Origin of the sequence: Streptomyces sp. NPDC002619 (assembly GCF_042889305.1) — a bacterium.
GTDB lineage: Bacteria > Actinomycetota > Actinomycetes > Streptomycetales > Streptomycetaceae > Streptomyces.
On sequence record NZ_JBIAQV010000015.1, the window covers coordinates 164,397 to 189,928 of the forward strand.

Annotated in this window: 22 protein-coding genes and 2 pseudogenes; 11 read left to right on the top strand and 13 right to left on the bottom strand. The window is 69.6% G+C overall.

Going from position 1 to position 25,532, the window contains the following annotated elements; all coding sequences use genetic code 11:
* Nucleotides 1-403: 403 nt before the first annotated feature.
* The 8 genes and pseudogenes from ACFYXB_RS23985 to ACFYXB_RS24020 form a co-directional block, all read right to left on the bottom strand.
* Nucleotides 404-724, bottom strand: a pseudogene (locus ACFYXB_RS23985) (Crp/Fnr family transcriptional regulator); the annotation flags it as partial.
* Nucleotides 721-1,179 (bottom strand): thioredoxin, encoded by a 459-nt coding sequence (trxA, locus tag ACFYXB_RS23990; RefSeq protein ID WP_389585644.1) that lies wholly within the window; start codon nt 1,177-1,179, stop codon nt 721-723. The gene trxA and the pseudogene ACFYXB_RS23985, both read right to left, overlap by 4 nt.
* Complete coding sequence (gene clpB / locus ACFYXB_RS23995; RefSeq protein ID WP_389585647.1) at nt 1,176-3,815, bottom strand: ATP-dependent chaperone ClpB; 2,640 nt, start codon at nt 3,813-3,815, stop codon at nt 1,176-1,178. Before clpB ends, trxA begins: the two co-directional genes overlap by 4 nt.
* Complete coding sequence (locus ACFYXB_RS24000) at nt 3,806-4,213, bottom strand: chaperone modulator CbpM (RefSeq protein WP_389585650.1); 408 nt, start codon at nt 4,211-4,213, stop codon at nt 3,806-3,808. The genes clpB and ACFYXB_RS24000 overlap by 10 nt, the downstream gene beginning before the upstream one ends.
* A complete protein-coding gene (locus ACFYXB_RS24005) occupies nt 4,210-5,163 on the bottom strand; it encodes a DnaJ C-terminal domain-containing protein (RefSeq protein ID WP_389585652.1) in 954 nt (317 codons plus the stop codon). Before ACFYXB_RS24005 ends, ACFYXB_RS24000 begins: the two co-directional genes overlap by 4 nt.
* Before the next feature lie 6 nt (nt 5,164-5,169).
* Nucleotides 5,170-5,781: a nucleotide exchange factor GrpE gene (grpE, locus tag ACFYXB_RS24010; RefSeq protein ID WP_389585656.1), complete on the bottom strand. Its 612-nt coding sequence runs from the start codon at nt 5,779-5,781 to the stop codon at nt 5,170-5,172.
* An 8-nt stretch (nt 5,782-5,789) separates the two neighbouring features.
* Nucleotides 5,790-7,682 carry a molecular chaperone DnaK gene (gene dnaK / locus ACFYXB_RS24015; RefSeq protein ID WP_389585659.1) on the bottom strand — a complete coding sequence of 631 codons (1,893 nt, stop codon included), beginning with the start codon at nt 7,680-7,682 and terminating at the stop codon, nt 5,790-5,792.
* 53 nt (nt 7,683-7,735) lie between these two features.
* Nucleotides 7,736-8,206, bottom strand: a complete 471-nt coding sequence (locus tag ACFYXB_RS24020; protein ID WP_389585661.1) for a general stress protein — start codon at nt 8,204-8,206, stop codon at nt 7,736-7,738.
* Between the two features lie 223 nt (nt 8,207-8,429).
* Here ACFYXB_RS24020 and ACFYXB_RS24025 point away from each other — a divergent pair, with 223 nt between their 5' ends.
* Nucleotides 8,430-10,211, top strand: a complete 1,782-nt coding sequence (locus ACFYXB_RS24025; protein WP_389585664.1) for a PucR family transcriptional regulator — start codon at nt 8,430-8,432, stop codon at nt 10,209-10,211.
* A 74-nt stretch (nt 10,212-10,285) separates the two neighbouring features.
* Here the strand turns inward: ACFYXB_RS24025 and ACFYXB_RS24030 are convergent, their stop codons facing one another.
* Nucleotides 10,286-10,414: a hypothetical protein gene (locus ACFYXB_RS24030; RefSeq protein WP_389585667.1), complete on the bottom strand. Its 129-nt coding sequence runs from the start codon at nt 10,412-10,414 to the stop codon at nt 10,286-10,288.
* Nucleotides 10,415-11,219: 805 nt separating this feature from the next.
* On the opposite strand from ACFYXB_RS24030, the gene ACFYXB_RS24035 reads away from it, so the two are divergent.
* The 3 genes from ACFYXB_RS24035 (at nt 11,220) to ligD (ending at nt 13,076) form a co-directional block, all read left to right on the top strand.
* On the top strand, nt 11,220-11,726 hold the full coding sequence (locus ACFYXB_RS24035) for an Hsp20/alpha crystallin family protein (protein WP_389585669.1): 507 nt from the start codon (nt 11,220-11,222) through the stop codon (nt 11,724-11,726).
* Between the two features lie 147 nt (nt 11,727-11,873).
* Entirely contained in the window at nt 11,874-12,014 is a 141-nt protein-coding gene (locus ACFYXB_RS24040; protein ID WP_389585671.1) for a hypothetical protein, read from the top strand.
* 39 nt (nt 12,015-12,053) lie between these two features.
* Nucleotides 12,054-13,076, top strand: a complete 1,023-nt coding sequence (ligD, locus tag ACFYXB_RS24045; protein WP_389585674.1) for a non-homologous end-joining DNA ligase — start codon at nt 12,054-12,056, stop codon at nt 13,074-13,076.
* A gap of 258 nt (nt 13,077-13,334) precedes the next feature.
* Here ligD and ACFYXB_RS24050 read toward each other — a convergent pair whose 3' ends face one another.
* Complete coding sequence (locus ACFYXB_RS24050; protein WP_389585676.1) at nt 13,335-14,030, bottom strand: PP2C family protein-serine/threonine phosphatase; 696 nt, start codon at nt 14,028-14,030, stop codon at nt 13,335-13,337.
* Between the two features lie 291 nt (nt 14,031-14,321).
* Here ACFYXB_RS24050 and ACFYXB_RS24055 point away from each other — a divergent pair, with 291 nt between their 5' ends.
* Nucleotides 14,322-15,518 carry a PP2C family protein-serine/threonine phosphatase gene (locus ACFYXB_RS24055; protein WP_389585677.1) on the top strand — a complete coding sequence of 399 codons (1,197 nt, stop codon included), beginning with the start codon at nt 14,322-14,324 and terminating at the stop codon, nt 15,516-15,518.
* 310 nt (nt 15,519-15,828) lie between these two features.
* Here ACFYXB_RS24055 and ACFYXB_RS24060 read toward each other — a convergent pair whose 3' ends face one another.
* Nucleotides 15,829-16,425 (bottom strand): hypothetical protein, encoded by a 597-nt coding sequence (locus ACFYXB_RS24060; RefSeq protein ID WP_389585679.1) that lies wholly within the window; start codon nt 16,423-16,425, stop codon nt 15,829-15,831.
* On the opposite strand from ACFYXB_RS24060, the pseudogene ACFYXB_RS24065 reads away from it, so the two are divergent.
* Nucleotides 16,397-16,726: pseudogene (locus ACFYXB_RS24065) on the top strand (phosphoesterase); the annotation flags it as partial. The gene ACFYXB_RS24060 and the pseudogene ACFYXB_RS24065 sit on opposite strands and share 29 nt — an antisense overlap.
* A gap of 274 nt (nt 16,727-17,000) precedes the next feature.
* Here the strand turns inward: ACFYXB_RS24065 and ACFYXB_RS24070 are convergent.
* Nucleotides 17,001-17,324, bottom strand: coding sequence for a hypothetical protein (locus ACFYXB_RS24070; protein WP_389585682.1), 324 nt, complete (start codon nt 17,322-17,324; stop codon nt 17,001-17,003).
* A 183-nt stretch (nt 17,325-17,507) separates the two neighbouring features.
* Here ACFYXB_RS24070 and ACFYXB_RS24075 point away from each other — a divergent pair, with 183 nt between their 5' ends.
* Nucleotides 17,508-19,376 carry a hypothetical protein gene (locus ACFYXB_RS24075; RefSeq protein WP_389585683.1) on the top strand — a complete coding sequence of 623 codons (1,869 nt, stop codon included), beginning with the start codon at nt 17,508-17,510 and terminating at the stop codon, nt 19,374-19,376.
* Between the two features lie 612 nt (nt 19,377-19,988).
* Here ACFYXB_RS24075 and ACFYXB_RS24080 read toward each other — a convergent pair.
* Nucleotides 19,989-21,428: a M20/M25/M40 family metallo-hydrolase gene (locus ACFYXB_RS24080; RefSeq protein WP_389585686.1), complete on the bottom strand. Its 1,440-nt coding sequence runs from the start codon at nt 21,426-21,428 to the stop codon at nt 19,989-19,991.
* A 436-nt stretch (nt 21,429-21,864) separates the two neighbouring features.
* Between ACFYXB_RS24080 and ACFYXB_RS24085 the strand changes: the two genes are divergently transcribed.
* The 4 genes from ACFYXB_RS24085 (at nt 21,865) to ACFYXB_RS24100 (ending at nt 25,401) form a co-directional block, all read left to right on the top strand.
* Entirely contained in the window at nt 21,865-22,659 is a 795-nt protein-coding gene (locus ACFYXB_RS24085) for a calcium-binding protein (RefSeq protein WP_389585689.1), read from the top strand.
* Between the two features lie 395 nt (nt 22,660-23,054).
* Complete coding sequence (locus ACFYXB_RS24090) at nt 23,055-23,804, top strand: hypothetical protein (protein WP_389585691.1); 750 nt, start codon at nt 23,055-23,057, stop codon at nt 23,802-23,804.
* A 120-nt stretch (nt 23,805-23,924) separates the two neighbouring features.
* Nucleotides 23,925-24,335 (top strand): head decoration protein, encoded by a 411-nt coding sequence (locus ACFYXB_RS24095; protein ID WP_389585694.1) that lies wholly within the window; start codon nt 23,925-23,927, stop codon nt 24,333-24,335.
* Between the two features lie 13 nt (nt 24,336-24,348).
* On the top strand, nt 24,349-25,401 hold the full coding sequence (locus tag ACFYXB_RS24100) for a major capsid protein (RefSeq protein WP_389585697.1): 1,053 nt from the start codon (nt 24,349-24,351) through the stop codon (nt 25,399-25,401).
* The last annotated feature ends 131 nt before the right edge of the window (nt 25,402-25,532 follow it).

Here is a 25,532-nt window from a genome sequence, read left to right on the forward strand (position 1 = left end):
GGGAGACCTGCTCGATCTCGTCGTCGAGGACTTGATCGGCCATGGCCGAGGTCCGGCTCGCCGTGTCTGTGGTGCCGACCATGCCCGGCGAGTAGAATGCACTGCCGGTTTCGGTCCCGGGACGGTACCCGTGCCCGCCTGCGCGCTCGCGCCGTATGCGGCGGGCGTTGCGGTCGGCGATCCGCTGTTGCCGCTCGCGCGCCGCCCGCTGGACATCTTCGGGCAGGGCGCGCTGGGAGCCGTTGCTCAGCAGTACAGCGAGCAGGACGGTGACGGCCGCCGCACCGAAGCAGGTTCCTGTGATCATCGGCTGAAGGATGAGGTCGCCGAGGGCGGGATCACCGGAGACAAGAGCCTGCAACCGGTCGACCGGGACGGAGAGGACCTCTCCGTCCCCCCGGGCCGTGTATTCGACCACCTGCCCCTGGAGCAACCCCAGTTCACCGAGGAAGCGGCCGTGACCGCTCACTCTCTGGACATGATCTTCGGCGGTGCCGTGGTGCTCGACAATCGCGACCGAGCCGCTGAGGACGACCACAACCTGCTCGCACGGCTCTCCTTCCCTGATCAGGATCTGACCGGCGTGAACTGCCTGGTGGCGGCCATGACCGGCGAGTAGGCCGATCTGTTCGTCCGTCAGCCGGGGATACGCCCCGTAAAAATCCGGAGTCTCGGGGACTGCGGTTCCGTGGGGCTCCCGAGGTGGCCGGCCCATCGTGTTCATCCTCCTGCACTGGTTTGCCGGCCCGCCACCGCCTGCTCAACCCACGAGCGCAGGACGTGCGCGGGTGCCGCGCCGGTCTGCCGGGCGACCGTCTCGCCATGGTCGAGGACGAGCAGGGTCGGCACCGCCTGCACCTGGAACCGCCGGCTGACCCGGGGGTTCTTGTCGACGTCGACCTTGACGAGCTTGATCCGTCCGGCGAGCTCCCGGGCGACCTGTTCGAGGGCGGGGCTGACCATTCGGCAAGGGCCGCACCAGGTTGCCCAGAGATCGACCACGACGGGCGGGGCGGCGTTGTCGGCGACCTCGGCGAAGTCGTCGTCGCTCGCGTCGACGATCCAGGGCAGGGCCTGCTTGCAGTGACCGCACTTGGGGCGGCCCTCTGCGGCCACGGGCACCCGGTTGGTGCGCCCGCAGTTCGGACAACTGACGGTCGGCACCTGCATCGTGCTCATGCCGCCCGTGCTCCCTTCACGTCCTCGGGCTGGTCGTAGGTGACGACCAGCTCCCCGTGTTCGGCGTCGACGCGGACCGTCGCGCCGTCCTGGACGTCGCCGCGCAGCAGGGCACGTCCGACCAGTGTCTCGACCTCGTGGGAGATGTAGCGGCGCAGTGGCCGGGCCCCGTACACCGGGTCGTAGCCTTGGTGGGCGATCACTTCCCGGGCAGCGTCGGTGAGTTCGACGGTGATGCGGCGTTCGGCGAGCCGCTGCCGCAGTTCGTCGAACTGCAGCTCCACGATCCGCTCGATCTGCCGCTCGCCGAGCGGTTTGAACAGCACGATGTCGTCGACGCGGTTGAGGAACTCCGGGCGGAAGTGCCCGCGCAGCTCGCCCATCACCAGGGCGCGGGCGTCGGGCTTGATCTCACCTTCGGCGGTGGCGCCGTCGAGGAGGTGCTCGGAGCCGATGTTGGACGTCATGATGATCACGGTGTTGCGGAAGTCGACGGTGCGGCCCTGAGCATCGGTGATGCGGCCGTCATCGAGGATCTGCAGCAGGGTGTTGAAGACATCGGTGTGCGCCTTCTCGATCTCGTCGAACAGCACAACCGAGTACGGCTTGCGGCGTACGGCCTCGGTGAGCTGGCCGCCTTCCTCGTAGCCGACGTATCCGGGCGGTGCGCCCATGAGCCGGCTGACGGTGTGCCGCTCCTGGTACTCACTCATGTCGAGGCGGACCATGTTCTCCTCGGAGTCGAACAGGGTCCGGGCGAGGGTCTTGGCCAGCTCGGTCTTCCCGACGCCGGTGGGGCCGAGGAAGATGAACGAGCCGATGGGGCGGCGTGGGTCGCGGATGCCGGAGCGGGCGCGGATGATGGCGTCGGCGACGAGCTTGACGGCTTCGTCCTGGCCGATGACGCGCTCGCGCAGGATCTCGTCGAGGCGCAGCAGTTTTTCGCGTTCGCCCTCCTGGAGGCGTGCGACGGGGATGCCGGTCCAGGCGGCGACGATCTCGGCGATCTCCTCCTCGGTGACGACCTCGCGCAGCAGCCGGTTCTGCCCTTGTTTGGCGGCCAGTTGCTCCTCCTCTGCGGCAAGTCGGCGCTCCAGGTCCTGGAGTCGGCCGTAGCGGAGTTCGGCGGCGCGGTTGAGGTCGTAGGCGCGTTCGGCCTCCTCTGCTTCGTGGCGGACCTGCTCCAGTTCCTGGCGCAGGTCCTGCACGCGGCGGATCGCCTGCCGTTCGGCCTCCCACTGGGCGTGTTTGGCGTCGGCCTCACCACGCAGGTCGGCCAGTTCCCTGCGTAGCTCCTCCAGACGGGTTTTGCTGGCGGGGTCGGTCTCCTTGGACAGGGCCGCTTCCTCGATCTCCAGGCGGGTGACGCGGCGGGTGATCTCGTCGAGTTCGGCGGGCATCGAGTCGATCTCGGTACGCAGCCGGGCGCACGCCTCGTCGACGAGGTCGATGGCCTTGTCGGGCAGGAACCGGTCGGTGATGTAGCGGTGGCTGAGGGTGGCCGCGGAGACCAGCGCGGTGTCCTGGATCTTCACGCCGTGGAAGACCTCCAGGCGTTCACGCAGTCCGCGCAGGATGGAGACGGTGTCCTCCACGCTCGGCTCGTCGACCAGGACCTGCTGGAAGCGGCGTTCGAGGGCGGCGTCCTTCTCGATGTGCTTGCGGTACTCGTCGAGGGTGGTGGCGCCGATCATGTGGAGTTCGCCGCGGGCGAGCATCGGCTTGAGCATGTTGCCCGCGTCCATCGCCCCTTCCGCGGCGCCCGCTCCTACGACGGTATGGAGTTCGTCGACGAAGAGCAGGATGCGCCCCTGGGCGGCCTTCACCTCAGACAGCACGGCCTTGAGGCGTTCCTCGAACTCGCCGCGGTACTTGGCGCCGGCGACCAGGGAGCCCATGTCGAGGGCGAACACCGTCTTGTCGCGTAGACCCTCGGGGACGTCGCCGCGAACGATGCGCTGGGCCAGGCCCTCGACGATGGCGGTCTTGCCGACGCCGGGGTCGCCGATGAGGACGGGGTTGTTCTTGGTCTTGCGGCTGAGGATCTGGGTGACGCGGCGGATCTCCCCGTCACGCCCGATGACCGGGTCCAGCCGCCCGGACCGAGCCTCGAGGACCAGGTCGCGGCCGTACTTCTCCAGAGCCTCGTAGGCCACTTCGGGGTTGGCGGAGGTCACGCGCTGGTTGCCGCGGACCTGGGTGAGCGCGCTCAGGAACGAGTCCCTGGTGATGCCGGCCTGTTTGAGCAGTCGCCCGGCGGCGGTCGAAGAGCTCTCCTCAGCCAGGGCGAGCAGGAGGTGCTCCACGGACACGTACTCATCCTTGAGGCGTTTAGCCTCCCGTTCGGCGGCGTCGAGCAGGCGGGCGAGGCGCTGGGTGACGAAGACCTGGCCGGGTGCCGCGCCGGGGCCGGTGACCTTCGGGCGGCGGGAGAGTTCCTCGTGCACGGCCGCGCGCAGTTCCTTGGGCTCGGTGCCGGCCTGTTGCAGCAACCGCGGAATCAGACCGTCCTCCTGATCGAGAAGTGCGAGCAGCAGGTGTTCCCCGTCGACCTCGGTGTGCCCCATGCGGACGGCCGCGGTCTGGGCCTCCTGCAGGGCTTCCTGGGACTTCTGGGTGAGACGGTTCATGTCCATGGCGGTATGTCACTCCTCGTGCCGCGGCCGCGCAGGGCGGCTTCGAGCAGGCTGATGCGGTCCAGCAGATCGAGCACCAGGCCGATGGATGCGTAGTTGAGGCAGAGTCCGGAGCGCAGCCGCTGGACGCGGGCGAGGACCGCCGGGGCCGTGGGGTCGAACACCAGGTGCCCCGCGGCGTCGCGCTCGGCCTCGACCAGTCCCAGAGCGACGAACCGGCGGATCAGATCAGGATGGAGGCCCGAACGACGGGCCACGGTGGCCAGGGAGAGCCTGGGGACGGGCACGAGCGCGTACCGGACAGCCGTCGAGGCGGTGACGTCGGCGCCCGTTCGTACCGGACGGTCGCCCACGTCGGCCCGGCCGATGCCTGCCGCTCCCGCGGGTCGGTCGTTCATCGCGTCCTCCTGGGGTCGAACGAGGATGTAGCGGCGAGCTCCTCGAACAGTTCGCGCTCCCGGTCGCCGAGGGTGGGCGGCACCACGACGCGGAGTTCGGCGTACAGATCGCCGTTCACGCCGCGCGGGTTCGGCATGCCCTCGCCGCGCAGCCGCAGCCGCCGGCCGCTGGACGAGCCCGCGGGCACCGTGACCTTGGCTGTGCCGCCACCGGGGGTGGGCACCGGCACGGTCGCACCCAGGGCCGCCTCCCAGGGGGCGACCGGGACCTGGACGTGCACGTCGCGGCCGTCCAGCCGGAACCGGGGGTGGGGCTGGATACGCACCCGCAGGTACAGGTCGCCCGCGGGGGCCTCACCAGCGCCCCGGCCGCCCTCGCCCGCCAGCCGGATGCGCTGCCCGTCGGTGACGCCCGGCGGCACGTCGACCTCGTACCGCCGCGGCTGCCCGGTGGGACCGGCGAGCGTGACGGTGCGACGGCCGCCTCGGTACGCCTCCTCGACGGTGAGCGGCAGTTCGGCCTCCTGGTCCGCTCCGGGGACACCGCCTCGGGCGGCGCCGGCTCCGAACATGGAGCCGAGCAGGTCCTCGATGTCGATGCCCTCCGCTCCGAAATCGTCGCCGAAGCCGGTGGGGTACCGGACGCGAGGACCGCCCCCGCCTGCGGTCCTCCGAGCGCGGAAGCCGCCGCCCGCTCCGGCCGCGACCCGTTCGTCGAAGTCCTCGGGGATCTTGCGGAAGTCCTCGCCGAAGCGGTCGTAGCGGGCTCGGGTCTTGGGATCGGACAGGACGCTGTATGCCTCGTTGAGGTCCTTGAAACGCTCCTCCGCCTCGGGGTCCTTGTTGACGTCGGGGTGGTACCTGCGGGCGAGTTTGCGATATGCCTGCTGGATCTCGTCCTGGCTCGCGCTCCGCGACACGCCCAGCACCTCGTAGTAGTCCCGTGCCATCGCCGGTCACTCCCGCTTCGCGACGGTCACCGCGGCCGGCCTGAGCTGCCGCTCGCCGTCCCCGTAGCCGGGGCGCAGCACCTCGACGACGGTGCCCGGCTCGACGTCGGGGTCCTGGACGACGCCGACCACCTCGTGCCGGGCCGGGTTAAAAGCGACGCCGATCTCCGCATGCCGCGGGTAGCCGAGCAGTTCGAGGACGTTCACCGCCTGGTCGCGTACGGCCCGGATGCCCTCCACGATCGCGCCTGGATCGGCGCCGGCGTGGGTCAGGGCGAGTTCGAGGTTGTCGATGACGGGCAGGAAGGCGGCCGCCGTGCGGGACCGCTCGACCGCCCGTTCGCGCTCCAGTTCCCTGGCGTGACGCTTGCGAAGGTTGTCGAGGTCGGCGAGCGCGCGCCGCCAGCGGTCCTCCAGTTCCTGGATCGCGGTCGTGTACTCGTCCTCGGCAGGCGCGGGGCCGGCGGCGTCGGGTCCCGGTTCGCCGTTCGCCGCTTCCGGCCGGGTCGGCGGGCCCGGTTGCGGCAAATCCCCGCGAGGAGGGCGTACGGCGCCTTCCGGGACCGGTTCGACCGGATCCGACGCGGCCCGGTCGGGTTCCTGGGGGCGGCTGGGCATGGCGCGCCTCAGTCCTTGTCGAACTCGGCGTCGATGACATCGTCGCCACCGCCACTCGTGGGACCACCGGTGGCGGCGTCCTGGCCGGGACCGCCCGTGGCGGCGGCGCCCTGATGGGCCGCCAGCCCGGCGAGCACCTGCTGGAGTTCGGAGGTCAGGGGCCGCACGCGCTCCACGCCCGCCTCTTCCTTGACCGCCGCCCGGGCGTCGCTCACGAGCATCTCGGCGCGAGCCTTCTCATGCGCGGGCGCTGCGTCGCCCAGTTCGCCGAGGCGCTTCTCGACCTGGTACGCGACGGCGTCGAGCTCGTTGCGGGCGTCGACGGCCTCGCGGAGTGCCTGGTCCTGGCCCCGGTTGCGCTCGGCCTCCTGGACCATGCGTTCAACCTCACTGCGGTCCAGGTTGGAGCTCTCGCTGATGGTGATGCCCTGTTCCTTGCCGGTGTCCCGGTCGCGGGCTCTGACGTTGAGGATGCCGTTGGCGTCGATGTCGAAGGTGACCTCGATCTGTGGTTCGCCCCGCGGCGCCGGCCGGATGTCGGTGAGCTGGAACCGGCCGAGCACCCGGTTGTCGGCGGCCCGCTCGCGCTCGCCCTGGAGGACCACCACATCGACGGCCGGCTGGTTGTCCTCGGCGGTGGAGAAGGTCTCGCTGCGGCGCACGGGGATGGTGGTGTTCCGCTCGATGATCTTCGTCATCACTCCGCCGCGCGTCTCTACGCCCAGCGACAAGGGTGTGACGTCGAGCAGCAGGACGTCCTTGACCTCGCCCTTGAGCACCCCGGCCTGGATCGCGGCGCCCAGGGCCACGACCTCATCGGGGTTGACGCTCATGTTGGGTTCCTTGCCGCCGGTCAGCCGGCGGACCAAGGCCTGGACCGCCGGGATACGTGTGGAGCCGCCTACGAGGATGACCTCGTCGATGTCGCTCTCGCCGACCTTGGCGTCGGCCATTGCCTGCTGGACCGGTCCCAGGCAGCGTTCCACCAGGTCGCCGGTGATCTGCTCGAACGTGGACCGCATGATCGAGTCGGTGAGGTGCTTGGGGCCCGAGGCGTCGGCGGTGATGAACGGCAGGCTGACCTGCGTCTGCGTCACCGAACTGAGCTCGGTCTTGGCCTTCTCCGCCGCCTCGAACAGTCGTTGCAGCGCCTGCGGGTCCTTGCGCAGGTCGATGCCGTTCTCCTTCTGGAAGTCGTCCGCGAGGTAATCCACCAGACGCCGGTCGAAGTCGTCGCCGCCCAGGTGGCTGTCGCCGGCGGTGGAGCGCACCTCCACCACGCCGTCGCCGACGTCGAGGATGCTCACGTCGAAGGTGCCGCCGCCCAGGTCGAAGACGAGGACGGTTTCGTGTTGCTTTTTGTCCATGCCGTACGCGAGGGCAGCCGCCGTCGGCTCGTTGATGATCCGCAGCACCTCCAGTCCCGCGATCCGTCCGGCGTCCTTGGTGGCGGTGCGCTGAGCGTCATTGAAGTAGGCGGGCACCGTGATGACCGCCTCCGTGACCCGTTCCCCGAGCTGCTTGGAGGCGTCGTCGGCGAGTTTGCGCAGCACCTGTGCGCTGATCTCCTCAGGCGCGTACAGCTTGTCGCGCACCTTGAAGCGGGCCGCCCCGCCGTCGCCCTCGACGATGTCGTACGCCACCGCCCTGGCCTCGTCGGAGATCTCGTCGAAGTGCCGGCCGATGAACCGCTTGGCCGAGTAGATGGTGCCCTTGGGGTTGAGGATCGCCTGGCGCCGGGCCAGCTGGCCCACCAGTCGCTCGCCGGTGTCGGTGAAGGCCACCACGGACGGTGTCGTGCGGTTGCCCTCGCTATTGGGCACGACGGACGGCTCGCCGCCCTCCCACACGGCGATCACCGAGTTGGTGGTGCCCAGGTCGATGCCCACTGCCTTGGCCATGAGGAACTCCTCCCGGTGCGGCGGCCTGCGCCGACTCTCCAGATCACGTTCGTTCAGGTACGGGTGGGACCTCCGCCGGTGGTCTGCAGCGCGCCGATCAGCCGTACAGCCTCGTCGGCGACCGCCTCGTCCACGACGACCTCGTACCGGCTCGGCTGCATCGAGCGGAGCGAGGCGACATCCCGGCGACCGCCCTGCAGGGCGTGCAGCAGCATGCCGAACAGCGCGCCGACGATCAGCCCGTACAGGGCGAGGAGCAGCGCGGAGACGACGGGGTCGAGCCAGTTCACAAGGCCGAAGATCCAGCCGATCAGGACACCGGGGAGCGCACCGCTCGCCGCTCCGTGAAGCGCGGCCCTGCCGTAGTCCATCCGGCCGATCACCTGCTCGACCAGGCGCACGTCCTGGCCGATGATCGCCACCCTCTCCACGGGAAACCCATGGTCAGAGAGGTGGTCAACGGCTCGTTCGGCTTCCCCGTACGTCTTGTACGAGGCAACCGGCCTGCGATGCTGCTCGGTCATCGCCCAGCCCTTCCTGCCGGTGCGCACGGAGGGTTTCGAACACTCCCCAGGGTGGCGAGCCGAGTGGCTCCACGCCTGCGCCTGGCGAGTCAGAAATGCACGGGTCCGGTCGCCCCACGAGTACGAGAGGAAGAATCCGAACATCTCGGATGAGCCGGCCCGCGAGCGGGTACTCGGAACACCGCTCGCCTCCCTGAAGGCTCGGGGAGAACGGAGTGATCCCATGCCCGGCAGCCGGGCGCACAACCTGTACCGCCGCCGCTGCGACCGGGAGGGCAGCCTTCCGTGGGGCAGCGCCGGGCGGCCCCCCATGGCCGCGCGGAGAGGGCCCCGCCCACCCGTGCCAACCCCAGCCGACCATGCCCTCCACGAACTGATGGTGCTCTCCCGCGCCCTGTTCGACACTCTGGACGAAGGCGAGATTTTGCGCCTGGCCATGGACCACATAGCCGCCGCAGGGCCATACAGCGCCGAGGCCGGATACCTCAGGGTGGACGGCGACCTGGTCCCCAGCCCGAGGAACGGGCGGATCCATGCCTTGGCCGTGGACCGGAGGGTGCGGGAGCTGGCCGGGCAGGACGGCCCTGTGACCGTATCCGGCAGTCCCTGGGGCCGGGCCCTGGGGTTGCGCGGACTTGAGGGACTCCACGGCTACCTCGTGGTGTCGTCCCGCTCCCAGCCCACCGAGGCCGAGCGCTCCCTGCTCGCCACGCTAGTCCGGCACACCGCTGCTGCTCTGTCAGTCGCCTTCGCACACCGCCGCCAACGCGAGGACGCGCTGGAGCTGCACCGGCTCAGGGAGGAACGCGCAGCCCTCCAGCGGCAGCTGATCTCCGTCGTGGCTGAGCTGGGGTACCAGCGGGCCGTTCACGCGCTCATGACCGACGTCGCTGCCTCGGGCGGCGGCGAGGAAGCCATCACCCGCGCACTGCATGGGCTCACCGGACTCCCCGCGCTGGTCGAGGACCGCTTCGGTCGGCTGAGGTCCTGGACCGGCCCCAGCCGCCCCGAGCCCTATCCGGAACCGGACCCCGTGCGCCAGGACGAAATGCTGCACGCCGTCGCCCGGGAGGTCGGGCCGGTGCGGATAAAGGACCGGCTGATCACCCTGATCCGCCCGCACGGCGAGATCCTGGGCGTGCTCGCCCTGGTTGATGCCCGGGACGAGGCCGACGAGCACACCGTGCTCGCGATGGAACACGCCGCCACGTCGCTCGCCCTGGAGCTGGCGCACCTGCGTAATCTGGCCGAAGTGGAGCTGAGGCTGCACCGCGAGCTGGTCGACGACCTCCTGGCAGGGACGGACGAGGCGAGCGCCTACGCCCGGTCCGAGGCCGTCGGACACGACCTGCACCGCAGCCACTACGTCGTCGTGGTGCAGTGGTCGAACCGGACCGCGGACGATTCCTTCGCGCAGACCGTGGGCCGGGCGGCCTCTGCCGTGGGCATGCGCTCGCTGCTGACCCGACGTTCCGACCACGTGGTCCTGGTCGCCGACGACAGGCCGCATTCCCGCGCGCTGTACGAGGCGCTCGCCCGGGAGACCGGGACACGGTCCGGGACGATCGGGGTGAGCGCCCCTTGCGACTCCCTGGACGACATCCCCCACCGCTACCAGGAGGCGCAGCGCGCCCTGGAAGTGCGCCGCCACTCCCGCGAGCGCTACGGCACGACGTTCTTCGACGAGCTTGGCCTCTACCGCATCCTGGGACCTGGCAACGATTACCAGGAACTAGAGACGTTCGTCCACGAGTGGCTCGGGCAGCTCATCGACTACGACTCCCGGCACCACGCGGCCATGGTGGAGACCCTGTCCCGGTACTTCGACTGCGGCGGCAACTACGACGAGACCGCCGAATCCCTCGCGATCCACCGCAGCACGCTGCGCTATCGGCTCCAGCGCATCCGCGACATCAGCGGCAACGACCTCGCGAACGTCGAGGACCGGCTCAACCTCCAAGTGGCGACCCGAGTGTGGAAGATAGTGCTGGGCGGACCCGGCTGATGCCCCGCTGGAACTGTTGTGCGAGCGGTGCCAGCGGCAGTTGGTAGGGCTGCCCTGTGCGGTCCCTGGCCCAGCTACATCAGCACGGGCGGCGGATTCTGCGCCACCAGCTCCGGCAGGATTCGCGGGCTCTCCGGCCGCAGTACCGGCAGCGCGTCACCGAGCCGGGCGGAACGATCCTCGGCGACTACGTCAACACGCACCCGCCGGTGCTGGTGCGTTGCCCGAAGGTCACGAGAATCGCGTCATCCCGAAGCATGTGTTGAAGGGAGTCGGGATCTGTTCGACGTGCAAGGGGAACACCCCAGGGCATTTCCGAACCACGGTTCCGTGAAGCTGTGATGAATCGGCGCGGGGAGGTTCTCGGTTCGTACGTCGACGCCACGACCAGCGTCCTCGTGCGCTGCTCGGAAGGGCATGAAGTGCGGGTGCAGCCGAACAACGTGCTCTCTGGTCAGGGCATTTGCCGGGTGTGCCGAGGCCGGACATGGGACGTGTTCTACACGGTTGTCGACGATGTAGTCGAGCTGCTGAAGTTCGGCGTCACGTCGGGAGACGCCCGTGCCAGGCTGAGGAACCACCGGCCCGCAGGCTTCGAGCGTGTCGTGCGGCTTCACGAGCACCTTCCCGATGGATTGCGCGGGAGCTGGAGGACAGTGTCAAGGCGGCACTGTTCGATTCCAGCACGGCGAGCAGCGAAGCCGGTACGGTCGGATCCGGAAGCATCGGCGGGTCCCTCCCCGTAGGAGACGCAAGCACCGCCGATGCTTCTCTGCTGTCGCACCCCCACGTGCCCTGATGACGCCACATCACCCGCCTGAGCGACCCCCACGACGATCAACGAAAACGTCGAAAGTCGAGAGCCCCTACCGCTACCGGGAAATTGGCTTCGCCGTGGACCTGAGAGTCCCGCGGCGTGAATGTGTGAGGCCGGTGTGCATGAGGCCAGGAGGGGTAGTGGGATCGATAACTGATTTGTCCCGCAGTCATATCGCGGAGGTGAGTCGTATGACGCAGCCCGCACGACGACAGCGTTCCGGAGGGCTGGCCGAACGGCGGTTCCCGGGCTGGACGAGGGACCCGCTGGCCGAGTTCGACGACCTGTTCCAGCGGATGGGACAGCTGATGGAGTCCACGGTCGGCGGAGGCGCCGCTGCGACGGGTGTGGCTCAGTGGACGCCGCTGGCCGACATCTACGAGACGGACGACGCGTACCAGATCGAGGTGGAGCTGCCGGGGGTCAAGGCGGACGACGTCAACGTCGAGGTCGCCGACCGGGAGCTGACCGTCAGCGGTGACATCAAGGTGCGCGAGCGCGAGGGTCTGCTCCGTCGCAGCACCCGGCAGGTCGGCCGGTTCGAGTTCCGCGCGGTGCTGCCCAACGAGGTGGACGCCGAGAACGTCAGCGCGAACCTGGACGGGGGTGTGCTGTACCTGACCGTCCCCAAGGCACAGGCCGCCAAGCCCCGCCACGTTGAGATCCAGGGCGGCAAGGGCGAACAGGGCCAAGGCTGACCCGTCGGCCTTCGGCAGGGCGGGGAAAGGCAGCGGCCTAGTATGTGTCGACGGTCACGTCCCCGTCGGGCCGGAGCCATTGCATGATGGACGGGCAGGACCGTCAGTAGCTCCTGTCCGAAACCATCAAGCGGAAGCCGGTCGGCCATGAGCCAGCATGTTCACGTCCGCCTCAACCACGGCCTGGCCGTGTCCGAGGACGGCGATCTGATCGAGCAGTCCCGCTGCCGGTGCGGCGCCAGCTGGACCAGGACGATCCAGGCAGCGGAAGACGAGCCCGAGCGCTGACTCTCCAAGGCGGGCATCCGGACCCGGGAGGAGGCGGCCATGCGGGCCGGACTGCTGGACCGGCTGCCCGTGGAACAACGAGAGAGCCTGCGCTGCCCGCCGCCGGACGGGCACGCCGTGGACCGGCCGATGCTGGCCGTGCTCAGCGACCGGCGGACCTTCGGCGGCGGCTGGCTCTTCGAACGCAAACTGGACGGCGAACGTGCCCTCGGGCTGCGCAGCCATGACCGCGTTCAGCTCCTCTCCCGCAATGGCCTGCCCCTCAATGCCACCTACCCCGAGGTCGCGGCCGCCCTGGCGGAGCAGGAGTGCTCCGACTTCACCGTGGACGGCGAGATCGTCGCACTCCGTGACGGCCGCACCGACTTCTCCCTCCTGCAACGACGGATGCAGCTCACCGACCCGCGCGCGGCCCTGGCCAGCGGGGTCCCGGTCGTCTACTTCCTGTTCGACCTGCTCCGGCTGGACGGCTGCGACACCACCCGGCTGCCGCTGCGCACCCGGAAGACGCTGCTGCGCGGCGCCATCGACTTCCGCGGACCGCTGCGCTTCACGCCGCACCGCAACCACGGCGGGCAGGATCTGCTGGACCAGGCGTGCGCCCGGGGCTGGGAGGGGCTGATCGCCAAGCGCGCCGACTCGGTCTACGTCGCCAGACGGTCGTCCGACTGGCTCAAGCTCAAGTGCGTCGCCGGGCAGGAGTTCGTCATCGGCGGCTTCACCGAGCCTAGCGGCAGCCGGGCCGGCTTCGGCGCGCTGCTGCTGGGCTATTACGACGGCGGGCGCCTTCGCTACGCAGGCAAGGTCGGTACCGGCTTCGACCGGGCCACTCTCCTCGACCTGCGCCGGCGCCTGGAGGCACTGCGGCAGTCGCGTTCCCCGTTCGAGGCGGGGCCCGAGATACGGGAACGCGGCGCGCGCTGGGTGCGTCCGGAGCTGGTCGCCCAGATCGGTTTCACCGAGTGGACCCGGGACGGCATGCTGCGGCACCCCCGCTTCCTCGGCCTCCGCTTCGACAAGAAGCCCGCCGACGTGGTGCGCGAGATGCCGGCCTTCGGCTGACGGCCGGAGGCCGACGAACACCTTGTTGCGCATAACCTTTTGCCGCATATCAAATAGGTTGAGTATTTCGTCCCGCCTCCGCGATCCATGGGACCAGCCTCGCCGGAGAAGGCGGCTTCACCGGCCGACGCGGGAGGCCGCTGCCCGGCACGCCCGCCTGGTAGTGGAACCGCTGCAATGACGGCGGCCACGCCATCTGGATGGGCCGCTGACCAGCAACGACTGGGTTTCAGCAACAGTCGTTGAGCGGGCTGACCTTCACCCGGTTTCCGGGGCGGGGACCGCACGTCCAGGAGGGCGACGTCGTCGTGGAAGGTGCGTCCCTGCGGATCGACGAGTTCGTCGCACATCGGGGCCAGGGGCCGGCCGGGCCAGCGCCCCGGCACGGCGGGCCAGGAGACTCATGCCCTCGTCGAGGGTGTGGTGGGGGCGCTCGATGAGGCCGTCGGTGTAGAAGAGCAGGGTGCTGCCGGGTGCCAGGTCGTACTCGTGGTCGGGCCGGTGCAGGCTGGGATCGACGCCGAGCATGGTTCCGTGGTCTTCCCCGTGGGCGAGGTAGCAGACCCCGCCGGTGGCGCTGACCAGCAGCGGCGGAGGGTGGCCGGCGCCGGTCAAGCGCAGTCGCCACAACGTCGCCGAGTGCTGCTCGAGCGTGGCCACGATCAGGGTGGCCATCGTGTCACCGTCCAGGCTTTGCAGTGCCAGGTCGAGCTTGCGGACGATCTCGCTCGGAGGTCCGGGCTGGTCGGGGGCGACCGCGCGCAGCATGCTGCTGAGCTGGTGCATGGCGATAGCGGTACCGATGTCGTCGCCCATGACGTCGCCGGCCACGAGGCACGGCGCGCCGCCAGGGAGAACGATCACGTACTGCCAGCCCCCGCCGACGCGTGGGACATCGAAAGGCAGGGACGGCGAGGTGGTGAACGCCGCCGGGGAATCACCTCCGGGCAGCACACCGAGCGTGCTGCCGCCGTTGCGGAGCCGGGTGGTGACGTCGTACGTGCGTACGCGCCCGTGCTCGGGGCGCGATGGGGCGCCGGCTGGAGCAGACTGGTGAAGGACTGGACGGCACCACGGCGCAGGCCGTGCGCCGGCATTTGCTGCGCCCCGGCGCGGCCCGCGTCGTCGCAGGCTCGGCCGCCCCACCCAGGTGATCAGGCAGCTGGCCGACTACCTCAAGGTGCGGGTTGCCTCCAAGGTGCGGGCGTTTTGCCGGTGCTGACTCGGCGCGGCAGGGGTGATCGTATGGCAGGCGCGAGCGTGTCGGCCGGAGATGGTGAACGGCTGCTGGAGGAGTTGGTCAGGACCGCCCAGCAGGCGTCACCTGCGGAACTGCCGACGGTCCTGGAGCGATACGCCGAGGCCATGGGTATGGGCCGTGCCGTCACCTACCTGGCCGATCTCCAGCAGAGGCTGCTGCTGCCGCTGGTCGAGGGCGAGCCGGACCTGGAGGTCGACGCTTCCCTGGCCGGATGGGCCTACCGGACAAACTCCCTGAGGGTGGAGGAAGACACGTCCGGCGGGCTGACCATATGGCTGCCTCTGGTCGACGGAGCGGAGCGGCTGGGAGTCCTGGAACTCCGCATGGAGACACTGGACGGGATCAAACTCTGGCGCTGCCGGACGATGGCGTCGCTCCTGGCCATGATCATCACTTCCAAGCGCACCTACAGCGACACCTTCGCGCAGCGCATGCGGACCCGGCCGATGCAACTGCACACGGAGATGCTGAGGGCCTTTCTCCCCCCGCGCTCGATCGGCACCGGCCGGGTGGTGTCGACCGCGGTCCTGGAACCTGCGTACGAGCTGGGCGGCGACGCCTTCGACCATTCGTTCACCGAGGACTTTCTGCACGCCACGATCCTCGATGCCATGGGCCACGACCTGGCGTCCGGCCTTGCCACCTCCGTGGCCATGGCGGGCTGCCGCAACGCCCGTCGCACGGGCGCGGACCTGGCCGAACTCGTTGACGCAGTCGACCAGGCCCTGGCGAAGTGGCTTCCGGACCAGTTCTGCACCGGCATCTTCACCCAGCTGCACATGCCGACCGGCGTGCTGCACTGGTCCAACTGCGGTCACCCGGCGCCGTTGCTCATCCGCGGCCAGCGCCTGCTCGACAAAGCCCTGGAGCAGGCTTCCGAGCCTCCGCTGGGTCTGCCAGCCAGCCTGGCCGGCGGCCCCCGGCAGGTACACGAAGCCAGCCTCGAACCCGGTGACCGGATACTGCTCTACACCGACGGCGTAGTGGAGTCGCGCGACGAAGGCGGTGAGCAATTCGGCCTGGAGCGTTTCACCGACTACATCATCCGGTCGACCGCCGCCGGGCAGAACGCCCCGGAGGTGCTCCGCCTGCTCATCCACGCGATCCTCGGGCATCGGCACAACGAACTCAGCGACGACGCCACGATTCTGATGATCGAATGGCAGCCGCCCGGCCAGTGAGTCGACGCGGGCATGACACCTGAAAGCCGGCAGGCTGCCGTGGCAATGCCAGGCGGCTGACGTCGTGTTCATTCTGCTATCTCTCTCCTGCGAAGCCCTCGCTCGACGCCTGAACAGCCAAGCTGTTCGGGCGTGCCCGCCGGTGCAGCAGGCCATGGACGACCGGCACTGCTGGTGAAACGGCGGGCGGACCAGCCTCAGGCGGCGGGCCAGGTGGCCATCTGCGCAGCAAACTCGGGAGGTGAGGCCACGACCATCAGCGATACGGGTACCGGACCGAGGTTGGCGAGGGTGCCCCGATCTCCAGTGGCTATGTGCGCGGCGGAGCCAGGGAGCAGAATGTGCTGATCACCACCGCAGCGCGTTCAACCGAGCCGGAGAGCGGGATCAGCACGATCTCGGAGGCTCCGTGGTCGTGTTCGGGCAGACGGCCACCCACGGGAATCTCCAGCACCTGCGCCTCGGCGTGCGCGACCTCGACTGACGCACATCTCGGCCACCGTGCCGGCACGCCCAGGGGTAGCCCGTCAGTTGAGGGGGGCGACCTGCCGCGGCGCCGGGGCCGCGCGGAGCCATCGGGCAGCGTGCCGTCGTCGGGCATTCCGGCCCGCAGCCACGACCCGACCGTCTCGACGTCGGCCTCGGTCACCAGTGGGCCGAGACGAACGAAGGCCCCAGTGGGCCTGCGGTCGACCCCGCACGGCTGCACGGCGGCATGCAGCCCTCGGCCGCGCCGACAGTGCAGCACCTTCTCCAGGCACCCGGTGGAGATCATGACCCCGTGCGGGCAGTCCCGGACCGCGCGGCGCAGTCCGTCCATCACCCGGCCGGTCGCGGCGGCATGACATGAGCCGCAGACGACAAGGCTGAAAGGGCGGCGGACCTCGCTGACCCTCGGCCTGAGCACCGCGCCCTCCTGCGGCCTGGTCACCCCGGCGCCGCAGGACGCGAGTGCGGCCCCCCCACCGACGTCGGCGAAGGTGCCGGCTAACGAGCAGGCGCTCGCGGCGCAGTGGAACGCGTGGAAGTCGAAGCAGCGGCTGACCGGTCCCCACGCTGTGCCGGACTACGCGAACCCCGCGCAGATGAACCACTTCACGTGGTACGAGACGCACAACTGGACCAAGCCGTACCCCGGCGAGAGCAAGATGTACGCGCCGAACGACGTACCGGGCGCCTACATCCCGTCGTCGGAGAACGACGGCTGACATAGGCTGATCGCGTTAAGGGGCCCCTGGCCGGCGTCACCGCCGGCCAGGGGCCCCTTCTCCCTTCTGTCCCCTGTGTGGCAAATACCGGATTCGGACCATCGATGTCTGCCCGAGCGGAGGAGTGCCCACCAGACAAAAATGACCCGCCGCAGAACGCGAGCTACCCCGCCCACTGCCGTCCCGTCCGTCGCACGAACGGACTCGTCCTGTGGGCATACGCGAGCTGAGTTCGCGCCCGTCACCGCGCTGCGAAGGTTCAGTCAAGTACCGCTCACACAGCAATGACTTCGCTGGTCAGGGAGCTGAATGTCATCCCGTACATCGCCACCACCACCCGCCTCGCCCCATCGATTCGCGCCTGCCCCCGCTCTTTCACCTGCCGGACCCCCTGCTCCACCTCCGCGACCACCACCGCCGCCTCGTCCTCCCGCGCCAACTCGAAATCCGCCACCAACTCATCGAACTCCGCATCCGCACGCCGCCGCTGCGCCTCGGCCTCCTCCGCCTCCCGCCACTCCTCCGCCATCCGAGACGCGGCCCGCTCCAACGCCGCCTTCCGACGCGCCAGCTCCTTGCCGCCTCGGCTCGCCGCCATGACAGCCACCTCCCAACCGCGCGGGGTCCGCCCGGCGTCGTCATGGGGTATGCGCAGGACGATGTCGTACCGCAATGATCAAGAACCGTCACGGGCGACGGGCTCCGCGAGTTCAACCTGAGTACTGTCCCGCGTATTCTGGTCGGCGCGGGCGCGGGGCCTTGCACGCCTGGAGGGGCACCCGTGAGGCACCTGCGTGAACTGCTGATCGACGCCTGGTCATGGCTCAACTACAAGCAGGCCATGGCCGATCCGAATCGGCCGGGTCACCACGCGTTCCCCGAGCTGAACAACTCGTGGGTGCCCGGCGAGGAGCTGCGCCGCCTGGCTGCCTACAAGTTCCTCGCCGCCTATGACTCCAACCAGGCCGGGCAGCTCGCCGCCGTCACCGGCGACCACCACGGTGTGGAGCGCCGCGAATTGGGCGACCCGTCGAAGCTCATCGACACCACCCTCGGCTACCTGCTGGGCGCGGAGCAGACCATCGTGGTGCCCGGCGCCGACCACGCCGGCCAGGACAAGCCGACCGCCGAAGACCGTGCCGCCGCCGACCTGCAGGAGAAGCTGCGCGCGTGGGCGGACAAGGAGCTGCTGCCGCTGCGGATCCAGCAGGCCGAACGGTGCGCGGTGCGCTGCGGCGACAGCGTGTACACCCTGGCGTGGGAGCCGTCCAAGCAGCGGGCGCTGCTGCGCACCTACGACCCCGGGTTCTACTTCCCCGAGTGGGACGAGGGCGAGCAGGACGCCCAGGAGTACCCGCGGCGCGTGCACTTCGCGTGGGAGCTGGCCGCCGACCCGGTGCGCGGCCTGAAAGCGCGTGTGCGGCGCATCACCTACGAACTCGGCCCGATCGGTCCCGCGACCGCGCCTGGCACCGACGACGGGCGTGCGGTGCGCGAGCAGGTGGCCGACGCGGACGGCGACCCGGTGCTGACGGTCGGCGACACTCTCGACCCGCTGACCGGCACCGTGACCCGCAGCTACCCGTGGGCGCCAGGCGTGCCGTCGTCGACGACGTGCTACCTGACCGACGCCGAATGGCTGCTGGAGGATCTGGGCCGCGCCCACGACGTGTTCTCCCTGCCCCCGGACAAGGCCGCCTACCGGGTGCGCTCCGACGGCCAGGTCCTGGACCGCCTCGACCTGATGCACGACTTCATCCCGGTGGTGCACATCCCGAACACCATCCCCGACGTCGGCGAACACTGGGGCAAGTCCACGCTGGCGACGGTGCTGCAGCTGCTGGACGAGCTGGCCGCCACCGACACCGACAGCGCCTCCGCGTCGGCGACGACCGGCACACCGATCGTGGCGCTCGCCGGGGCGCGGCTGCCCATCGACCGCACCACCGGGCAGCCCCTGCCGGTGCGGGTCGAGGCCGGGACGGTGTGGCAGCTGTCGGACTCCGGGCGCATGGACACCCTGGACACCTCCGCGCAGCTCGCCGAACTGCGCCAGCGCATCGACCACCTGCTGGACCGGCTCGCCTCCAACACCCGCCTGACCGCAGCCGGGCTCGGCAGCCTCGACCCGTCCAAGCTGCCGAATGGGTACTCGCTGCAGGTCGCCCTCGGCCCACTCGACTCCCTCGTCGGTGCGATGCGCCTGGCCCGCACCCACAAGTACCAGCTGCTGCTGCGCATGGTGCAGCGCCTGCACCAGGCCGGGCAGGTGTGGCCCGCCGGCGAGTCACAGCCCGCACGCCTCATGTGGGGCGCACACACCCCCACCGACCGCGCCACCATCCTCAACGACGCCACCGAGGGCTACGCGGCAGGCGTGTTCTCCCTGGAGACCGCCGTACGGATGCTGCAGGAAGCCGGGTATCCGATCGAGGACGTCGCCGAGGAGATCGAACGCATCCAGAAGCGGGCCTTCGACCAGGCCGCCCGCCTCGCGGATGCGACCGGCGACAACACGGCGGTGCGCGAATACCTGGGCCTGCCCGAAGCCGACCCGACACCCACCGTGCCGCTCGTGCAGCCGCCCGCTGCGGACGGGACGCCGGCCAGCCCGCCTTCGGCGCAGTCGCTGCCGCCCACACCGCTGTAGCCGCCCGGCCAGACCGGCATCATCGGCGAGGCCAGGGCACGCCCGCGCTAGCCACCTGCCACGTCGTCAAATGACATCTGGAAGTACGGGGATCGAGGACGCTCACGGCACTCCCCTGAGCATGCCAATCGACGCCCGCCCAGCGAGAGGCGCTCCCACTTGCCATATACCTCACGTCCTCCTGGCAAGCCCACAACGGCGCGAACGCGCGATGTGCGTGTTGCGCTTCGGTGAAAGGCTCGGAAAGCGAGCATGCCCGGTTCGGTGGGGGGCCGTCGGAAAAGGACCTGCTCAGCAGGCACCTCGCTGGCGGCCTACCCAACGCATGTCCGGTTTGAAGCGGCGGGGACTGGAAACGGAGCATCAGCCACCGCGCCAGTCCCCGACCCTACTTAGAGCGTGCAGATCTTTAAGTCGTCTTTTTGACCTTGGTTTGGGTGGGGTTGGAAGCGAGGAACGTCGCCCCGAACTTGGCTGCCAGCACGGCCCGTTGCCTTTCCAACCCGCTCATGCCGACCAACGAATCGCCCAGCGGAAAGCTACGAGTTAAAGATCTGCACGCCCTTGCGGCGTTTCTGGTGCACTCTCAAACCAGACGGACTCCGGACGCGGTCAGGACGACGCCGGGACCGGGAAGGCCACCGGACTGCGATGGCCGTCGCGGTCGACAGCGCGAACCCCGAAGAAGACGTTGTCCTTGGAGATGTCCAGGGTGTACGACGTGACATCACCGACCGGGACGACGTGCGTCCACTCCGGCGCCGTGGTCTCACGCCACACCACCTCGTAGCCCGCGAGGTCGGGCTCGCTGCCACGCGTCCAGGCGAGCTGCGTGGCGTTGGTGAGCGCGGCGGTCAGAATTCGGACCTGGGTCGGTGCCCCGGGGGCCTGGGCGAGGGTCCACAAAGTGGCGCCGTTCACCCGCGCGACCCGGGCGATGTAGTCGAAGTCGCAGAACTCCGGCAGGTCTCCGTACTGCTTGCCGTCCGCCACCCGGACGTCCTGGTGCTGGTGGGCGTAGTCCTCATGCGGCTCGGTGAAGCGCGCCGCCGGGTAGCCCTGCTGGAGGAAGGGGATGTGGTCGCCGCCGCGCAGATAGCGGTCCCGGCGGTAGATCACCCGGATACGCATTCCGGTGGCGTCGTTGTCGGCCACGTCCCGGACGAAGCGGCCGAGCTGGCGAGGCGGCGAGTCGTTCTCCCCGCCGACAGAGCGGCGGGTGTTCGCCTGGTCGGCGGTCTCGGCGGTGGGCACGCCTTCCGCGAAGAGCCGCAGGGTGTACGGGTCGCGGGTGCCGTCGTCGGCGGTGCCGCTGCCCACGATGTCGTTGGTGAACATCGCCTGAACGTTCGCGCCCGCCGCCTTGAACTCCCCGGCCATGTGCGCTGCCCCGTACAGTCCCTGCTCCTCGCCGGCCACGGCGGCGAACACGATAGTCGCCTCGGTCCGGCGGGTGGCCATCAGCCGGGCCAGCTCCATGACGACGGCCACGCCGGACGCGTCGTCGTCGGCCCCTGGCGCGTCGCTGGTGGCGTCCATGACATCGGTGCAGCGTGAGTCGTAGTGCCCAGACACCACATAGACGCGGTCAGGGGAGACCGAGCCGCGCAGGGTGGCCAGCACATTGGTGATGCGGGTGGCGGTGGGGATGCGCGAGGCCGGCGCCTGCACGTACGACTGGAGTTCCACCGTCATCCGGCCATTCGAGGCGGCCGCGTATCCCTGCATCTCGGCGTGGATCCAGTCCCGGGCGGCGCCGATGCCCCGGTTGGGGTCGTCCTGGCTGGAGAGGGTGTGCCGGGTACCGAAGGCGGCCAGGGCGCGTACGGTCGCCTCGATGCGGGCCGGGTCGATCTCGCGCAGTAGCGCGCGCAGTTCACGGGACGGGCGCTGGGCGGTGGCCGGCGCGCCGGCTAGCTGGTCGTCCGTGGCGGCGGCCGCGGGGATACCGGCGACGACGGCCGCACCGGTGGCGGCGGCCGCAGCCGCGGAAGCAGTGAGGAAGGTCCTGCGGCTTGAATGGCTGGAGTTCGACATGGCCGCCATGGTCATGCACAAGACAATCTGCCGCAAGGGTGCGACGAAGGCACCAGTACACGCCCTTAGACCGCCTCCCCACGTAGGACGCGGTCTTAGACAGGCCGATCACACCCGTTCTCCGGAAGGCCCGCCGGAAGCCTGCGAGGCCGTATCTTGCCCCGCTGGAGGGCTGAAACATGTGGGCGTCTTCCCTGTCTACGCCCCTTGACAGGCCCGGCCCCCATGGGTGCGCTTCACGCACCAGGCAGCAGCCGGGTTTCGGAACGGGGCCCGGCTGCTGCCGGTTTGGCCGGTGACTTTGTTGACGTCTGGTAATGGGCGGGCAACGGGTCGACGGCGGGCAGGGAGGAGCCGTGTGTGGAGCAAGGGAGTTCATGCATAGTCATCCATGACGCAGTCGCCCGCCGGGGGGAGAATCGGCGGGATCGCTTCGATGTGGGGGTATTCCATGCACACGCGTATTCGCTATGCCGCGGCGGCCGTTACCGGTGCCCTGGCCCTGTCCGCTCTCGCTGTGCCGGCCGCTCAGGCCGGTCCGGTCGGCCCGGCCGACGATGTGCAAGGCGACACCCAGATATCCAACGTGATCGTCAACGGCGGCAAGTCCATCGTGGTCGGTTCTTCGGGCAAGGCGTCCGTGACCGTCAAGCTGACCGCCTCCGACCCGAGCGGCATCAGTGACGCCGGCGGGATCCTCTACCACGGCACGGACGTCACCCACAACGACTGGGGTGTGACGCTCCCCAGTTGCGGCGAACACTCCGTCACCACCTACACCTGCACCTTCGCGCTGAAGAGCAACTCGGACCGGCCCTTCGACGTGATCAAGAACTCGCAGGCGGGCACCTGGAAGATGTGGGCCTACGCGCTCGGCGCCGATGGTGACTACCGGTTCACGGACCCCGCCAAGACCTTCAAGGTGCTGCGCGCCGCCCAGCTGACCGCCAACGCCTCGCCGGAGCCGGTGAAGAAGGGCAGGACGATCACGGTCACCGGCTCTCTGACCCGGGCGAACTGGGAGACCCAGAAGAACATCGGCTACGGCTCCCAGTCGGTGCAGCTGCAGTTCCGCAAGAAGGGCTCCACCGCCTACACGACGGTCAAGACCGTCAAGTCCAGCAGCACTGGGGCCCTGAAGACCACCGTCACCGCCTCCACCGACGGTTACTACCGCTTCAGCTACGCGGGTTCGGCGACGACCGCCTCGACCGCTGTCGCGGGCGACTACATCGACGTCCAGTAAGCCCGGATCCACCGTTTCGTTGCGGTGACGAGTGTTGTGCTTGAACAGACAGATGCCCTCTGACTTGGGATGATCTCGGTTACTGAGGCCGAGTCGTTCCGCGTCGAGAGGGCATCTGACGAGTGCGAGCTGCTCATGATCTGGGCCGGGTTCCGGTGAGTTTCGACGAGCCGAACCTCGTGCCGTGCGTCGGTCTCCTTGCACCGGCGCTGTTTGCTCAGCGGACCGGACTGGCCGAGTTGGTCGACGAGCGCGTGCACCTGCAATCCAACGGTGCTCACGCAGGGACGAACATTCGAAGGTGAGTTGGGGCAGCCTGTTCACAACGGTCGTAGCTGGTGTCGTCTGTAGTGCTGCTGAGCGCCGCCGGAAGGCCCGTTGCTGTGCCCAGGGCTGTGGCTACACTGATCAACGGCGCGGGGGCGCTGCTGCTCAAGGACTGGATCCGCATGGACAGGCTGCTGCCCCACCCTCGTACGCCCGTCGGCTACCGGCGTGACGGCCGCCCCATCTACCCGATTCTGGGCGCTGACCCCACCGACCCGTCCAACCAGCAGCTGCCGCCCGCCCCGAACACCGACCCGGCCGGGCCGTCGGCGCAGGTGCCGGACCAGGAGGCGCTGAACCGGCTGTTGGCCCGCGAGAAGCAGCAGGGCGAGCGCGCTGCGATCCGCAAGCTCGTCGAGCAGCTGGGGTTCACCAAGACCGACGACCTGACGACGTTCGTGCAGCAGCAGCGTGACGCGCAGGCCGCGCAGCTCTCCGAGATCGAGCGCCGCGAGCAGGCCGCCGCCGAGGCCACCGCTGCGGCTGCCACCCGTGAGGCGCAGGCCATCGCCCGTGAGCGCGCTGCGGTACGGCGTGCCGCGCTGGTGGCGCTCGGTGCGACCGGCGACGACCTGAAGGACGCCGAACGGCTGTTGGCCGTCGAGGACGACGCCGACGAGGACGCCATCGCCGAGGCTGCTACCGCCCTCAAGGCGCGCAGGCCCGAGCTGTTCGCGGCCACCACCGTCCCGGTGCCGCCCGCTGCGCCTGGAGGCTCCCCCGCGGGCGGGCCGCCGCCGCGCGGCGCCAACATGCCCAAGCCTGGCCGGCACGGCGCGGACATGGCCCGCCAGCGCGGCTTCGTGACCGGCAGCTGACTTCCCACCGGCGGGTTAAGGCCGGACCTGCGGGGACCACGCCCCCCTTCCGTGGACGACGCCACCGGCTGGTGAGCGGACGAACCGCCCCCGCTCGTCTGATCGTCCACGGGAGGACTCATGACCGTTCAGCCGGTCACCACCACGAGGAACCTGACAGCCGACCGGTCCTGGCTCGCCAGCCTTCACGGCACCAGCGACGTCGACTCGATCACCCTCGACATGTCCACGTTCGTGTCCGGCACTCACTACGTGCCGTCGACCGACACCGACATCCCCTACTCGCGGTTCCTGTCCGGCATCCCCGTCGGCAAGATCACCGCCTCTGGCCTGTACGGCCTCTACAACACGGGTGCCGCCGACGGCCGGCAGACGCTGGCCGGGTTCGTGTTCGCGGAGGTGCTGTTCGCGCCGACGCAGACGAAGGTCCCGGCCGCGCTGCTGTGGCACGGCTCGGTGAGGACGGCGAAGCTGCCGATCGCCGTCGCCGCGGTCGCCCCGTCCGCCACCTGCCAGATCCGGTTCGTGTAAGGGAGCCCCGACGATGACTGTTCAGGACCTCATCAAGGACGTCACCACGGCGGACCTGACCACGTTCGCCCGCTACATCCCCACCCCGGCCGACTTCCTGCTCACGCAGACCGTGTTCGCCAAGGTGTCGATCCAGGACGTCATGTGGCGGATCAAGAACACCGGCCGCTACGTCAACGCCGCGAAGTACCGCAGCTTCGACGCCTCGGTGCCGTTCGCGGACCGGCAGGCGTGGCAGACGTCCACGCAGGGCATGCTGCCCGCCCTCGGTCAGAAGCTCATGGTCGGCGAGGTCGAGCTGCTCCTGCAGGAGGCCGCCCGCGGGCAGGACGCGTCCCGCCTGGAGCAGCTGCTGTACGACGACGTGGAACGGCACGTCGAGGCCATCAACTCCCGTCTGGAGCTGGCCGCCGGCGATGTCCTCACCGACGGCAAGTTCTCCCTCGCGGCGGAGAACGGGCTCGCCCTCGACGTCGACTTCGGTGTCCCTGCGGCGAACATGCCGACCGCGCCGAAGCTGTGGTCCGACCCGACCGCGGACGCCATCGCCGACGAGCTGGGCTGGACCTCCTACCTGGACTCGATCAGCGCGCCCATGCCCGAGATGGTCGTCACCTCGCGGCGCGTGTACTCCTACCTGGCAGGCAACAACGCCTACCGGGCCGCCTACTACGGGTCGGTGAACCCGTCGACGACGCCGACCGCGTCGCTGACGCCGCAGCAGATCAACGTGGTCCGCGACAACTACGGGCTGCCGCCGATCACCCTGTACCGGGCGCAGGTCCGCGTGGACGGCGTGTCCACGAAGTGCCTCCCCGACGACCGGTGGGTGATGCTGCCGCCGGACCGGTCGAAGTGGGGGCAGACCCTCCACGGGACCACGGCGGAGTCGCTGGTGCTGTCGCGGGGCGGCAACCCGCAGATCACCCGCGAGGACGCGCCCGGCCTGATCATCACCCGTGGCGGCAAGGACGACCCGGTGCAGATCTGGACCAAGGGCGCGGCCGTGGCCATGCCCGTCCTCTACTCGCCGGACTGCCACATCACTGCGAAGGTGCTGTGGTGACTCCTCCACCCCGTAAACGGGGTGGCTTCTCGCTATGCCGGTTGGGCTTCGCGACGGGCCAGCCCGGCCCGTAGAACGTTGAGAGCGCCCACCGTGTCCGCGTGCGCCTGGTGACCGCACTCCTGACAGTG